Source organism: Bacteroides xylanisolvens XB1A (genome assembly GCF_000210075.1).
GTDB classification, from domain to species: domain Bacteria; phylum Bacteroidota; class Bacteroidia; order Bacteroidales; family Bacteroidaceae; genus Bacteroides; species Bacteroides xylanisolvens.
In genome coordinates, this window is the sequence record NC_021017.1 from 974,192 (window position 1) to 988,503 (window position 14,312).

The following is a 14,312-nucleotide window of genomic DNA, read 5'->3' on the forward strand; positions in this document are numbered from 1 at the left end:
CGGGAAATACTGGGCATATGTCATTGCGGCGAAAGCTGTTTTCACTACATCTTCAGAGTTGGGTTCCTCAATGTTCTTAAAGCCGGCTTCATGAACACTGAATGTCATTTTATCCGTAGCCGTTTCAGCACCGGAGAACGCGACGCCAGGAATAAGGATACGACCATCTTCCATTTTCACAAGAGCGTGTGTTTTGTTCAGTTCTGTAAGAACAGCGGCACCAGCGAACGTGATGCTCATTCCATCAAGAATCAAATCCTGTGGTTCTGCAAACTCTACAATCACATCCTTATCACCGTTATATCCGGTAATAGCTTTTACAGCACCGGCGGCACCTGTAACAATGGCTGTACTAATAATCTTCTCTACAGAAGTCACCCCAGTATTATTAATAATACCAAGCAAATTCTCACCATTACCGTCACCAAACAAAATGTTCCAGTCTTCTGCCATCCAAACAGCTTCAGGAAGCATGTTCAAGATGTAGGAACGAATGTACACTCTTGATTTCAACATACGTTTTGAGATACGGATATGAGTACCAAGGCGCTTAGTTCCTGTCTGTATCTCTTTTACCTTGATGCTTGATTCAGGCAAACGACCGTTCTCTGTTACAAAACGGGCATTGCGGTTGAAAGCATATACTTGCGCATAGGCGAGTTGAGGATATGCAGGATCAGCTGTCAGCGTCGTTAATACATCACGCATATGCAACTTTTTGTTGGCAACCTGAGTCACAACACGTTTCTGTTGTTGAGTAATCAACAAATCACCGGTGTAATTGTCAGTCATGGAAACGACATCTTTCAAGGAGAAACCGTCAAATTCTCCTGATTTGCGTGTTTTTCCTTCTGCGAAATCTCTGAATTTTTCAGAATCAAGCATCTCGTTCAACTTCTCATCGAACTTGTTGATAGCATTCATAGACAAGCCCTTTTGTTTCATTTTCTCAATACTTTCTCCAAGGGTCTTTACTTGGGCAACGAGTTCTTCATTGTCTTTAACCAATTGCTGGAACTTCTCATTGTCATAGGATTTCAGCAATTTATTAATATCGTCAAACTGTTTTGATACCTCATCCGGTGATGCAATTCCTTCAAGGGACTTGTTTACTACTTCACACATCATGCCGACGATGTTTTCCATAAACGCCTTCTGTTCTGCCGGCAAGCCGTCCGTTTTCAGATTAAAATCTGATACTGTAAATTTTCTAATTGGCATAAAATTTAAATTTTAAGTTATTTATTCTCGAAACAGCTATTCAAACTTTTGAAATCGAATAAAGTGCCATTATCAGCGGCTTTAGACGTTACTTCATCGTTCCCATTTTCCCCGTCATTCTTTTCTTGAGTGTCAACAGACGGCTCATTTTTTCCGGTGGTATCTTCAGAAGTGTTTTGCAGAATAGCATTCGAACGATATACTTTTCCCCAACAGTGGGGACATCTTACATAATTCATAAGGTCTTGCAGACCCTTTTGAGTAAATTCTTTCTTTTCTGATTTGACAGAATCAATAAGAGAAATTACTTGGATTCTAATCTCCGGAGTGAGCTTCTCCATTTCTTCCCTTACAATGTCCTGTGTTATCCATCTCTGATAATCAGCAGCATAATCCAGTACCTGTTGGGCAAAGGTGTGCTCCGTTTCTGCATCATAATCAAATTGATGACCGCAATGAGGACATGAGACAACGGCACCGCCGTTGAGGCTCTTCAGTAATAAACTTAATTCCATATCGTAACCTTTTAAACGTTCATCACTATATCCATGCTGCAAGAACGCTTTCCGAACGAAATCAACAGCCTCTTTTACCTGGTCGGCAGTAGCAGACTTGATATTCACAAGGAAAGTCTGTGGATTACTCCCCCAACTTGTCAATGTTGAATATTCCATCATACGCCATTCAAGCACCTTACAGGGATCGACAGAATCCCTTTTGATGGCTTTTACTCCGATAGAATGTTCAAGGGTTCTTCCATTCTCTGCAAACAGCTTATAATCAGCCAACGTGTCACGTCCAATCTGTTTTTCAAGATTCAACTGACCAACCATAACCAAGTTACCTTCTGTTTCCTTACCACTCAACGGAACACCTAACAACTGGTCTGTACGATGATTCAGGAACCAACGCATCCGGCCAATATTTTCTTTCAATGTCTTGTTGAATGACCCGGGCATAGATATGTCATTTTGTGAGTCCTTCACACCGATACCATTCACCGCAACGGTAACGATACCCTTCTCATCAACATCATTTGCCTTTGTCTTGTACTGAAGGCTTTTGATTTTCTCTTCCATCTTTTTCATCTCCACTTTTAGTGTTAAAAACTCGATTTACTTTATCCAGTTCCTCATCTGACATATCAAATTTCAATTTGTCAAACAAGGGATTTTCTATCATACTTTCACCTATTTGGGCACGCCAGTCATTGAGCGTTATAAGCCCACATGAGAATTGTTCACGACAACGTTTATTTATATTTGTCTTTACGTCCTCGGATTCTTTCAATCCCTCCTGCAAACAATCAACATCAGAGAAATCACAATCCAAATAATATCCCCCTCCTTCAAGACCAAGGAAAGCTGTAAAATCCTTGCAGAATTGTTTGGCCATAGGAATAACAGTTGAACAATATACGCTCTTTTCAGCAGTAGCCTGATTGCTAAATGTGGACTGGTCTTTTCGCGGAACAAGAACAGCAGGGATGCCGTATGCCCCTGCAATATTTATTGCATCAGCCAAAGTCTCTTCAAACGGCTGTAACTCTGCAATAGAAAGATTAGTACGAACAAAGTCAATATCTGCATCTGAAATACCATAAGGTACTTGGCCCTTCCTTACACCATACTTCTCAAAATTTTGCTTCAAAAGCTGTTCCTTTTCATCGTCAGTCAACGCTATTGAACCGGTAGCATCAGTTTTCTTACTTACAATAAAGCCCAATCCACCCCGCTTTACATAAATCACATTTCTAGCTTCATATACAGCTATTAGATTTGACATTGGCTTATTTTGGGAAGCAAGACGACTTTTGGACTTCAAGAACATAGCCCCTGAATAGAACTCTGCACTTCCGTCTCTATCATGCCATATTTGGTATGGAGGAATTTCCAAACTACCATTCCAACCATACTCCAAACGATAGCTACGAATAATATCTTCTGTTTGGGCAATACCAAACAATGGCATATTCCCATAAACAGGTTCTACAATAGTCTTATCAGAAGGTAGCACCCAATAATTATCGCAATATCTCCATTTTTCAGCTGTAGAAAAGACATCAGGCATAGCGGCACGAATAAAGCTATTCCCTGTACACAATTTATAAATATGGTGCTGATAAATCAATTCTTTCCAACGCATCAAACAATTAGGACGACTAAGTATGCCATTCATTCGTTTATTCGCCCATACTATACTGTCATCCTTAGTTTTCTTTAATTGAAAATTAGCACCTGCAATTCGCGATGCAATATAATCGATCGGGAAAAAGACTTCAGGTATCGTACTGAATAGTGTTAGATAGTTACTACCCGCTACAATAGGACTAGTAAGGTCCTCAATGTATGCAACTGACCATTTTTCAGCCTTGCCACTTTGAGTATCTATATCCTTATTCTCAGATGAAGTAACTATTTCAACTTCACCTTTAGTCTTAGATTTCTTTCCAAATAGATTATCAAAAAAAATATTCATTGGGTTCCTTTTTGAGCAAAACTAAGTAAAAAGGAAAACCGTTTTCCAAAACCCTAAAATCTTGAAATTACGAGAGCATAGTAATTTTAGTATAACACATTTATTTTCAAATATATAAAGCACAAATCAATTCAAACCTAATTTTACAACGAACTGTACTAACCCACTCAAAACAGCACTGGCCTCTTTGGTTTCACTATCTTTATTATAGTCCATCAGGTTATTCATGAAGGCAACATATTCCGTATCAGATTCTATTTTTGATGCAGAAAAAAGAATACTATTTTTCACATAATCAGATGTTGCAGCAATACGCTTGTCTACATCCGGGAACTCTTTCATTACACGAATCTCTTTGCTTGTACTAGAACGGAGTTCCCGGATAAAAGGGAAATAAGCATCCGTACATTCAATTACACATGAATCAGATTCATGGGACAAAATAGAAGAACGTATATCTTCTGTTGAAGTAGTATCCATAAATACGACATCAACAATATGCCATTTATTCCCACATCTAAACGCTTGTATAAGGACAAATTTCCCATTAACATTCGGCATCACATATAGAATCTTCTTAGTGTATTTACATTCGGTATCTGGATTAAAGAAATTAATAGTGCCATTACAAGCATACAAGTTCCTTTTTCGTCGGTTACTAAACTCTATATACTGCTCACTACACAAATCCACAACGACATATCGGAACGTATCAGACAGGTGCCCATGCTCCTCATAAGTCTGCAAGGTAGTTTTATTCTTGACCTTAGTTTTAAGAATGGCACCGTTAGCATCTTTCTGTACGCTCATGTAGTCCTCAATAGATACCGAACATGATTCGTCAATGTATATCTCTATACCGGGAACAGTACAATCAAAAATGGCATTAATAAACTCACCGGTCATGGCAACACTCGGATTCTTGTTGCCTACCTTATCTTCAATCTCGAATCCTTCTTTCTGCAATGTATCTATGAATAAGTCCATCCAGGAACGCTTCTCATCGTCAATGCTGTTTGCCGCTTTCGTTGATGCATCACCATGTACATATAACCTATCAGAATATTGGATAGATTTCAGATACTTTGCAACAAGTTTGGAGGCTTTCTTTACTGTATTGTTTGGGCTTTCAGCGCACGTTTCATGGAATTGCCAAACCTTGGTACCAGTTGTGAAATCGACCTGCCAATATGATACACTGATATACGGAAGCACGTTGTTATCGACAGAGATATGAATAGGTAAGTCCGGAACATACTTATGTTCACCGGAATGTTTGCCACGATTGAAGGAACCGAAGAACTCACTACCGGTACGAATGACACCCCATTCTCCCAATGCGTACACATTGTAATAGTCCGGATCGTGAACTCTATCATACTCAAAGTCGGCAACACATTGCTCATCATAGAAACCATACGCACCGTCAGGACTACCGACCACCCAAAAATTATTCAAATAGGTAGATTGGATAATAACTGTATTAGGTGCCTGTTCCTCGATTTGCTTAGTACGAAGATTAAGTATTTGCCTGGGTGCATTCTTCTTTACGGATTTGACCTTGGTAAGTTCTTTCGGCAACTCTTTGCCGGCAATGGTAACCGTCATCGGTACATCATGCCATTTATCTTTATCAATAAACTCTTTCTTTATCCAATGGCTTTCACTAATCGGGTTGAAGGTACAAATAATCTGCTGCCCTTTCTTACCACGCAAACGCTTACGTAGCTGCTTGAAATCCGGATGCTCGAACTCTGACCATTCCTCTAACTGAACACGCTTATAGTTGGAGATACCTTTTATCTTTTCCGGATCGTCAAGACCGGAAAAATCTATCTTCGCACCATTAACCAGACACTTAATAGTATTCTGTTGGAACTTGAACAAATGGGATATGCCAAGACCGGCCGCAGCGACTTTATAATCTTCATAAATGGTTTTGAGAATAGAAGCTCCTACCTTACGCATAACAAGAGTGTTCTCACCGTCCTGTAATGTCTGTATCAGTATGGTTTGTGCCACACTGTACGATTTACCGGAAGATGAGCCACCATACAAGATAATGAAACGGATAGTCTCATCATTCAAGTACTTCAATAGATAAAATCCGTTAGGATTTAGCTTCTTATAATTTATAACCATATTGTTCTAAAAGTAAGGTTTCTCCGTAGGGTGAATACCGGATTTTGCAGTTAAAATTGTTCTATTCTTCCGAATTCTCATTATCTTCAAATCCAATACGAAGTTCACCGACTTTATTTCCGTCTCCACCTTTGATGTTGACATTCTTATCGGCTTCCCATCCATTCCAGGCACCAAGAATCCGGGCCGCTTCTGTTTTGCCATTGAACTCATAGGTAACCTCTCCTCTCTTATTCTGTATCTTCTTCAATGCGTTACGGGCACGTTTGGGAAGTTGGGAAGGAGTTCTCATTTTTGTTTTCCCGGTTGCAGGGTCAACAAAATGAAGATCATCGGGATTGGCAAGTACTATATCCATTAATACCCTCTCAACAGTTTTCCTCTCTACTTCAGACTCTTTCGCTCTCTGCGCCTTAATCTCATTTATCCTTGTACTAACCTTGCTATTTGCTAATAGTCTACTGGCAGCGCTCCAAATCGTTTCAGGCTTCATGTTGGAAGTATTATAAGACATTCTATATGCTTCACTTGCATTACCTTCTGTATCAACGTAATATTTACAGAATTTCTCTTGCTTAAATGTTAATGGTTCCTCTCGCTTTCCCATATCAATTATTGTTTATTCCTATAAGAAAAAGAAGCTGCTCTCTATCTTTTAAAAGCTCATAGGTGGCAAGTAATGTACTGCCGGTTGTTAATATGTCATCGTACACTATTATCTTCTTTTCCCTTATCGGACGAAGAAGAAAGAATTCCGGATTCAATCTATCTTTAGTTAGGCACTGAATTGCATTCTCATAGAATGGTATTTTCACCGCCCCAGCTATTTTCGTGCAGATAGAGGTTGCAAAATGAAAGCCCTCGTAGTGTCTCCGTCGCGGTGTGGTGACTATACACCATCCTTCACATCCCCCTACAATGAAGCGGTGGAGAAACTCACACGCTCTCTCTGCAAAGAATGATGCAAGTTCCTCCGACTGTTTAATTTCTGAAAAGCTGGTACCAGTCTTGGAACGGGTGAACTGGGAGATGTAATAGATATCACCCTTTTTATGAAGTGATACCTTTTCTTTCAGATCACATAACCGTTCCTGATGAGACCAGCTCTTATATTTCACCGCTTCCGGCTTATCCCAGTCATCAATACGACATATCTTTCCCTTTCCTTTCATCAAAGATCTTCTTTACTCCGTCCTCGACAGATGTGTAAGACAAAGGTACTAAATAGATATCCCGGTTCACCGACTGCTCCAAATTGTCAAAATCCCGTTTTTCATTAATTAGCTCAATTTCAAGCGGTTTGTAGTATTTTACTAAAGAAGCAAAATACATAGTAGTCACAGGTTGGACGTTACAAATATTGATAAGTTGCCGGTTACAACCCACCGAATAGATAAGCCCCTCAATGACATCATCTATGTAAGTGAAGCACCGGATATTCTGACCACAGTTGTATAATGACACGTTTTCCTTTTCCATCAGGAACCAGAGAAGAGTTCTTTTTCGCGGATTAGGTCCATATACATTATGCAGCCGGCACCCGGTCGCAGCCTTACAATAGATAGATGCATACTGTTCATCGAAATACTTACTTATTCCATACATGGAAGTGGTATTCTCCGGATTAGCCGTTGACGAACTGGCATATACTAACTTCACACGATTTTGATTACAAACATCAGCTATTCGCATGAAAGTATCAATGTTATCCTTCCTGATTTGTTCCAGGTTTCCATTAAACACACTGGTTTGCGCCGCCAAATGGAACACACAATCAATCCCCCCATTCTTCAGGAGCTCACATACTTTTGTGGCTTCAGTACCAGACTTTCGATCAAGTCCTATGACTTCAACACCTCTTTTTGTCAATTCGCGGCAAAGGGCTTTTCCTATAAACCCCTCACTGCCGGTTACAATTATTTTTCTCATCATCACAAAAAATAAAGGTGTATCGAATAAACAATACACCAAAGGTTCAACAATTATATAAATTTCAGTTCTTATTATTACAATCTTTCCTTACCTTTGCAATATGAATAAAGACAGAAAAAGAGTTCTAATAATAGGTAACGGATTTGACCTTTGTTTAGGCAGAAAGACTTCATACAAGGACTTTTGCCAATCTGAATTTTGTCCCAAAGACTACCCATCTCCTTTAATCAAACATCTAAATGACAAATGGAACGATAATTTAGATGCTGTAAAATGGTATGATTTGGAGAATGAGTTATACAATTATTATATAAGAATCAAAAACAATAATGGGCAAATAATAGACCTATACAACGATAAAGAAAGGAACGTTTTAGAACAAATTCAAGCAAATGGACCAGTCACAGATTCTTATGAATGTATAAAATCTAATGTAGATATTGTTAATAATCTGTTAAAAAACGGAATATTAATCTTGCCACGCTTTTCTTGTTATATCAGTTTCTCGCATGAAGATATATTAAATCCTCCTATTGAACGAGACCAAAAAGCCTTACAACTCATAAAAAATGGATTAATACAATATCTCATAAAAGTGCAACAAGAAACTATTAACGAAAATTCTATAGCTGCAATTGTCGCAAGAGCATTTATGCAGAATAAATCAAATGATCAAATTGTCATATATTCTTTTAACTACACGAGTTTTAGTGAAGTAGCTCCTAATTCCAGTTTTGCAATGGAGTTTAATGATACAATAAACTATGTACATGGATGTATCTTAGATAGAAATATTATATTAGGAACAAAAGACGAGAAAATTATTCATAACTATGACTTCATACAGAAATCATTTGATTCTCAATATAATCCTCCTGCTATGGTATATGATTTAATGGATGCTGATGATATTACAATATTTGGGCATTCATTAGGCATAAATGACAGCCAATATTTTAAAGCCTTTTTTGAAAGACAATCTTCATCCACTAATCCCCAAAAGAAGAATATTACAATATTCACTAAAGACGCAAAATCGGAAATTGAGATAAAACGCTCACTACAAGAAATGACAAATTGGAATTTGACATCTTTATATGGATTGAATAATCTCCAAATAATTAAAACAGATGAATGTGTCAATAATCCAACCTTATTAAGAAAATACATCAAAATGTATGTTGACAATGAAGAAGATATTGACAGTATAATTCATATCTAACTATTATGTTACTATTATTCTGTACTATTGTTATTTACTCCATTTACTACCACAGTATACACATCGGTCATACTCTCCATAGCTAACGACTTGATTCCTTTCATTTACGACCAAATTACACAAGCAGATATCGTCCTCTGAATTGATATTGGGATACTCCCAAAATGACAATTTCCCTTTAGCCGGTATCGGCTCTGGAAATAATATAGGATTAGCTAGTACCCAGTTATAAATAGGATTTTCATAATAGCCTTTACTATCATCGGATTTCTCTGCCCATTTAGAAGGATGATTAATAGAGCATCCAATTATTTCTACACTTCCAATGATAGCAGAATTGACAATGCCCTCTGCGCATATTATTTTTCGTTGAAACTCAACAGGCAGACTATCCCATTGAGCTTTTGTAAATACACTATTGGGATTTCTCATTTCTACAGGTTTCCCACTTGCATGGATTAACACTCTATGCCCTATGTATTTCCATGGACACGCCCAGGTACGGTTCTCGATATCTTTGATACCATGAACTATCAAAGAAGCCCATGGTTGTTTTATTGTTATTGCTTTCATATATTATTTTTTATTATTACATTTGGGCTTCATTTGCAATGTTGCAAATGACTAATTTTTTTAATTATGAAAAAATTAATTAGAAAAAGCATTCTATAGCTTTACTACCGTACGGCTATGGCAATGCTTAAAATTGAGTAGACGGTAGGTTGGGACTTTGTGCAAAACTGTATTGACCTTTTATAGTGGTTAATAGAGAAAATTACTTAGCACAGCTAAGTCCCTAAATTTAGGTGGTTATTGCACAAGGGTTCCACCTCTTCCCATTCCGAACAGAGAAGTTAAGCCTTGTAGCGCCGATGGTACTGCGTAACAGTGGAAGAGTAGGTCGCTGCCATTTTCTTTCAAGTCCTGTTGTCTTTATAGACGGCAGGGCTTTTATCTTAAACTCAATTTGATTCATATCTGAATTTTATTTAGTCAATCCAAGTAAGTCAAACGCCTCTTTCTTCGTTATCTCAATAAAGTTCTCGTCTTTCGGTTCATGTTTATCGTCCAAATGAACAACGACGGCATCACCTACTACCTCTAAGAAAGGTGTGTGGAACTCACCATAATAATCTATCCCTATCTCATCAAGAAGTCGAAAAGCTGAATAAGAATCGAGAGAATTAAGGAACTTCTGCATTTCCTTTCCGGCTTTCGTTCGTTTAGATGGATAGAACAAACCTTTGCGCTTGACATCTTCCTTCCACACAGCCAAGTCCACTTCTTCCGGATTAAGAAAATAGAAGCCTATCGGAATGGGAACTCTCCTTGCTCCTTGATCTGTAAAACCAGCAAACTTTTCATAAGCATAAGGAATATGCTGCCGAAGAAGCTCCTTGTTTTCTTCTTTGGTTTTAAGTTCCTTTTCACGCTACTCTACCATCTTTTGATAGATAGAGCTTTCTTTGTTTACTATTTTGTAGTACATATTCTTATTCCTTTCTAATTTGTTATAAATCACTTTTTTATTACAACTGCCATAGTGCTAACAGTTGTTCCACTTTCCTTGAATTCACCGGCTCCGATTTCAAAAACTTCTCCATGAACTTCTTCCAACCATTCCCGGAACTCAACACATTTCTTTTCAGACGCAAATTTCCAATGCCGGCTGGTTATAGCCGCAAGAGTTCCACCTTCTTCCAAGCGTTCATACATAAGTCTTACATGGTCAATATCCTGATTACCGGAAAATGGAGGATTAGCAATAATCTTAGTGTAATGCCCTACACTGTCTTTCGTAAAATCTTCATCAAGCAATATTACGTTATCAAGTGTATGAAGAAACTCTCTGTTTTCCGGCATCAGTTCATAACATTCAACTGTTACTGACGGACACGATCGATGAATCGCTTTTATCAAAGCACCACGTCCGGCACTTGGCTCCAACACCGTATCAACCTCATTTATTCCCCCGGCAAGCATTACCAGCCAGTCTGCAATATCAGCAGGTGTTTCAAAGAACTGAAAATCTTTTTGCAAATCGCATCGCTTACCTTCTTTCAAGATGGAGAACACACGTTCCGGATTAAAAGGAAATGTGAATCCCTGTATCTTACCTCCCTGCCATGAGCCGCCAGCTTCTTCTATCCATTTCTTTGCTTCAGCGTAGGATTTCTTATTGAATTGTACTTTCGGAAGTTTAAGAACACTATCCTCAAGAGTACAATGCTTCAGTATCTCTTCCACATTCCATTTCTTACCTTCATCAGCCTGGCTCTTCCTTTCATCAACCGGAGCGTCCGGCGCTAACAGTGAGGATATTTTCGTAATAACCATATTACTCGCATCCATAAAAGTATTAACACAGGAAAGCGCTTCCATAAGAAATTCAGTATCAACATATCCGGCAGCGTCATAAACATCTATGCCTTCAGTCATATCCGACAATTCATTGAGCTGGGCTACACTACCACGTAACGTTTTTATTAAAGTCTCTTTGTTGTTCATCATAACTTTTTTGTAAATAAATTCTTGTTGTATCTACACTACCATGACCAAGAAGGTCTGCTAATTGAATTACATCTTTGGTTTTCTTCAGGAACATTTTAGCAAAGAAGTGCCGGAAGGCGTGAGCGTGCATTTTTTTCGAATCGATACCACAATGTTTACCCCATACTTTCAGATGCTGTGAAAGACCTCTTTGAGTCAACGGCCCGAATCTCCCAACAGCAAGAGTACCGGACTTGCCTGTCTCCTTTATATAGTCCTTCACTTCCCTCTGCAATTGCTTCTGGAAAAAGAAACGCCGATACTTGTTCCCTTTCCCTTTCAAAACAACTTCGCCGATCGCTATATCCTCCCACGTGAATTGCTGAAACTCCGAGAGCCGAGCTCCTGTAGTACCCAATACCTTAATGAAGAAATAGTAATCCTTGTTGAGTTTAGTTTTCAGATACTCCAGTAACCTATTATATTCCTCTTCTGTCGGCACATTGTTTACATCCAACTTGCGTTTCATTTTAGGTCGTTTCAGTTCAATAGGTTTCTTCACCCATTTGGAGAACTTCTCAATGGCTGTAATACGTAATCGAATGGTAGCTGGAGAAAGTTTTTCCTCTTCAAGGCTTTTGATAAATCGCCTGCAATTGTCCATATTCAGTTCATTAGCGTATTCGAAGTACTGCTTAAGAGAAGTGTGATAGATATCAACTGTATGTAATGAATAATCATTATTATCAGTCAACCATATTATAAAATCATTAAGCAGTTTCTTATTCTTCTCTGAAATAACCTCAAGTTTCTCCAAAGGCTTTACAGCCTTTTCCCGTCGGCCATATCCGATTTTAAGATAAGACAATAAATCACAAACAGCCGCGCACATAAATGAATGGCGCACCATAACATCTGCATTTTTATGTTTATATTTCAAATAACCGCGACGATTGATTTCTTCGGAATTTTCAAGAAAATCAGTCACATATTTGATGTATTTCCCGATGCTGTCATAGCTCCTACCCGTCGTATACAGGTAGGATATGTAATCTACCAATATTTGTTTTCGTTTATCATCCATTTTTTTGATTTGAGAGTTAATACTTCTTCCCGTGCATCTTTTCACGGAGTTCGTTATACTTCATTTTCTGCTCGATGTGCCAAAGCAGGTCTATATCTAAGTGCTTGGCAAGCCCGAAGATTGATAGTATCATATCATTCACGGCTGTAGGTAAATCAAATATTCCGTCATACCTAACAGGAAGTGTAGAGATGGAATAGATTGATTCGGTGAAAGTTTCGTCTTTACAGGCTTCTGCCATATCTTCAATACAGTCATCAATATCTCCGTTGGCAAGTTCAAGGTTTATTCCTCGAAGTCCTGCAAGATCAAGCAAGCGGATAACAGCATCAGCTAATTCTTCTTCGATTGAACCTTTAATGGTTTCGTTATATGCAACTTCGTAACCGCGCTCTTTGGGAATGTCAGAATCCAATCCTTGACAAATGCGGCTGTTAGCAATCTTCTTATTATACCGATCAACATTAGCACGCCTTCCTTTTCTATCTGCTTCCACAGCTTCCATCAGTTCAGAAATCACAAGGCAAAGAAAATGATTGTTACTTAGCTCTTGATCGTGAAACCCATGTTCACAAGCTGTTTTATATGCTTTGTCTCTTAATTCATTTAAATTCATTTTACTCATCCTTGTAATGCTTAAATATATCTATCCAATTCCTTTTCTAATAATTCTCCATCTATTTCAGGAAACAGCCTCAGAACTAAATCCAAAGATTTGCAATAATTGTTACTGTATTCTTCAGTATCCATTAATCGAAGTACCATAGAACAAAAGATACTTTTTGTGTCTTTTAATTCGCCTTTCATCAGTAATTTTGACAGTTCGATAATTTGACCAGTAGGATTATGAAAACTTCCGTTTATATATTGAAAAATTAGTCTTCCTTCAAATTGGCATATTTCACAATCTAGTTCACAATCAATGTACTCTATTTTACCATTTATGAATTCACAATAAACACATTCACTATTAGAAGCAAATAAAATTGCAAAATCATAGATATCATCACTATTACCTACAATTATTGAAGTAGATTCAAGAGTTTCCGAAACACCATTATTCCACTTTGCATCTTCAATAAGTTCCCTCACATATTCTTGAACTCTTGTGATGTTCTGCTCTATTAAATCTTTTTTACTCATAATTTCAATTCAATTAAGTTCGATTATTTTTTTGCAATATTCTCCCAAAAAACAGCACCTTCAGGAGTATTATAAAAAGGGAATGAAATAGCTAGAAACCGATGAAAGCAGCAATCAACATCTAACAAATTGTTCATCCGTTCTTCATTTGTCATTGAGAAGTCAGGACACTCAATATTAAATGTCTCATTTGCTCTTTCTGTATTATATTTCCATTGATTGAAAATACCTAGTCTTTCTAATTTTTCTATTTTTTCATTCCTCTTCATATTGATTGACTTTTAATGCTTTACATCTATAAAGGTAATCGTTATTGACAAGTTTAGCAAACAGAATCTTCGCCATTTTAACGCCATTTTACCCGGTCTTTTTCTTCAACAAATCAAATATTATCCTCTCACCCTCTTTTAAACCATCAAGATAGCCTTTTGCATGTTCACCGGCATTATACACTATAAAAGAGAGGATCAACAAAAACAGTCCGAGCGAACGATGCCAGTATGGAAGTTGGACTGTGAACGGCTTGATTGTTATAGAAAAGTGTCCTACATATAGCAGGAACACAAACAAAATCACACATGAAATAATTGTTGTTTTCAT

16 protein-coding genes and 1 rRNA gene are annotated in these 14,312 nt (G+C 37.8%); 2 read left to right on the top strand and 15 right to left on the bottom strand.

Annotated elements, in window-relative coordinates; translation table 11 throughout:
- From BXY_RS04030 to BXY_RS04060, 7 genes are all read right to left on the bottom strand, one after another.
- On the bottom strand, nt 1-1,221 hold a 1,221-nt coding region (locus BXY_RS04030), incomplete at its 3' end, for a phage major capsid family protein (RefSeq protein ID WP_208946757.1).
- A 17-nt stretch (nt 1,222-1,238) separates the two neighbouring features.
- Nucleotides 1,239-2,300: an HK97 family phage prohead protease gene (locus BXY_RS04035; protein ID WP_008765953.1), complete on the bottom strand. Its 1,062-nt coding sequence runs from the start codon at nt 2,298-2,300 to the stop codon at nt 1,239-1,241.
- Entirely contained in the window at nt 2,254-3,699 is a 1,446-nt protein-coding gene (locus BXY_RS04040) for a phage portal protein (protein ID WP_008017300.1), read from the bottom strand. Before BXY_RS04040 ends, BXY_RS04035 begins: the two co-directional genes overlap by 47 nt.
- Before the next feature lie 126 nt (nt 3,700-3,825).
- Nucleotides 3,826-5,841 carry a PBSX family phage terminase large subunit gene (locus BXY_RS04045; protein ID WP_008765954.1) on the bottom strand — a complete coding sequence of 672 codons (2,016 nt, stop codon included), beginning with the start codon at nt 5,839-5,841 and terminating at the stop codon, nt 3,826-3,828.
- Nucleotides 5,842-5,902: 61 nt separating this feature from the next.
- Nucleotides 5,903-6,448, bottom strand: coding sequence for a terminase small subunit (locus BXY_RS04050; protein WP_008765955.1), 546 nt, complete (start codon nt 6,446-6,448; stop codon nt 5,903-5,905).
- A gap of 1 nt (nt 6,449) precedes the next feature.
- Nucleotides 6,450-7,013 (bottom strand): phosphoribosyltransferase, encoded by a 564-nt coding sequence (locus tag BXY_RS04055; RefSeq protein ID WP_008765956.1) that lies wholly within the window; start codon nt 7,011-7,013, stop codon nt 6,450-6,452.
- Nucleotides 6,982-7,773, bottom strand: a complete 792-nt coding sequence (locus BXY_RS04060) for an NAD-dependent epimerase/dehydratase family protein (protein ID WP_015531262.1) — start codon at nt 7,771-7,773, stop codon at nt 6,982-6,984. Before BXY_RS04060 ends, BXY_RS04055 begins: the two co-directional genes overlap by 32 nt.
- A 100-nt stretch (nt 7,774-7,873) precedes the next feature.
- Here BXY_RS04060 and BXY_RS04065 point away from each other — a divergent pair, with 100 nt between their 5' ends.
- Nucleotides 7,874-8,995, top strand: coding sequence for an AbiH family protein (locus BXY_RS04065; RefSeq protein ID WP_008765958.1), 1,122 nt, complete (start codon nt 7,874-7,876; stop codon nt 8,993-8,995).
- A 30-nt stretch (nt 8,996-9,025) separates the two neighbouring features.
- On the opposite strand, the gene BXY_RS04070 is transcribed toward BXY_RS04065, so the two are convergent.
- The gene (locus BXY_RS04070; protein WP_008765959.1) at nt 9,026-9,568 is read right to left on the bottom strand and encodes an ASCH domain-containing protein; all 543 of its coding nucleotides are present in this window, start codon (nt 9,566-9,568) and stop codon (nt 9,026-9,028) included.
- Nucleotides 9,569-9,797: 229 nt separating this feature from the next.
- On the opposite strand from BXY_RS04070, the gene rrf reads away from it, so the two are divergent.
- A 5S ribosomal RNA gene (gene rrf / locus BXY_RS04075) occupies nt 9,798-9,908 on the top strand.
- Between the two features lie 72 nt (nt 9,909-9,980).
- On the opposite strand, the gene BXY_RS04080 is transcribed toward rrf, so the two are convergent.
- The 7 genes from BXY_RS04080 to BXY_RS04110 form a co-directional block, all read right to left on the bottom strand.
- A complete protein-coding gene (locus BXY_RS04080; RefSeq protein ID WP_157463323.1) occupies nt 9,981-10,265 on the bottom strand; it encodes a hypothetical protein in 285 nt (94 codons plus the stop codon).
- A gap of 248 nt (nt 10,266-10,513) precedes the next feature.
- Complete coding sequence (locus tag BXY_RS04085; protein ID WP_015531263.1) at nt 10,514-11,506, bottom strand: DNA methyltransferase family protein; 993 nt, start codon at nt 11,504-11,506, stop codon at nt 10,514-10,516.
- Entirely contained in the window at nt 11,463-12,569 is a 1,107-nt protein-coding gene (locus BXY_RS04090) for a tyrosine-type recombinase/integrase (RefSeq protein ID WP_008765962.1), read from the bottom strand. Before BXY_RS04090 ends, BXY_RS04085 begins: the two co-directional genes overlap by 44 nt.
- 16 nt (nt 12,570-12,585) lie before the next feature.
- A complete protein-coding gene (locus tag BXY_RS04095; protein WP_008765963.1) occupies nt 12,586-13,194 on the bottom strand; it encodes a nucleoside triphosphate pyrophosphohydrolase family protein in 609 nt (202 codons plus the stop codon).
- A gap of 11 nt (nt 13,195-13,205) precedes the next feature.
- Complete coding sequence (locus BXY_RS04100) at nt 13,206-13,712, bottom strand: hypothetical protein (RefSeq protein WP_008765964.1); 507 nt, start codon at nt 13,710-13,712, stop codon at nt 13,206-13,208.
- Between the two features lie 23 nt (nt 13,713-13,735).
- A complete protein-coding gene (locus BXY_RS04105) occupies nt 13,736-13,981 on the bottom strand; it encodes a hypothetical protein (RefSeq protein ID WP_008765965.1) in 246 nt (81 codons plus the stop codon).
- An 88-nt stretch (nt 13,982-14,069) separates the two neighbouring features.
- The gene (locus BXY_RS04110; RefSeq protein ID WP_015531264.1) at nt 14,070-14,312 is read right to left on the bottom strand and encodes a hypothetical protein; all 243 of its coding nucleotides are present in this window, start codon (nt 14,310-14,312) and stop codon (nt 14,070-14,072) included.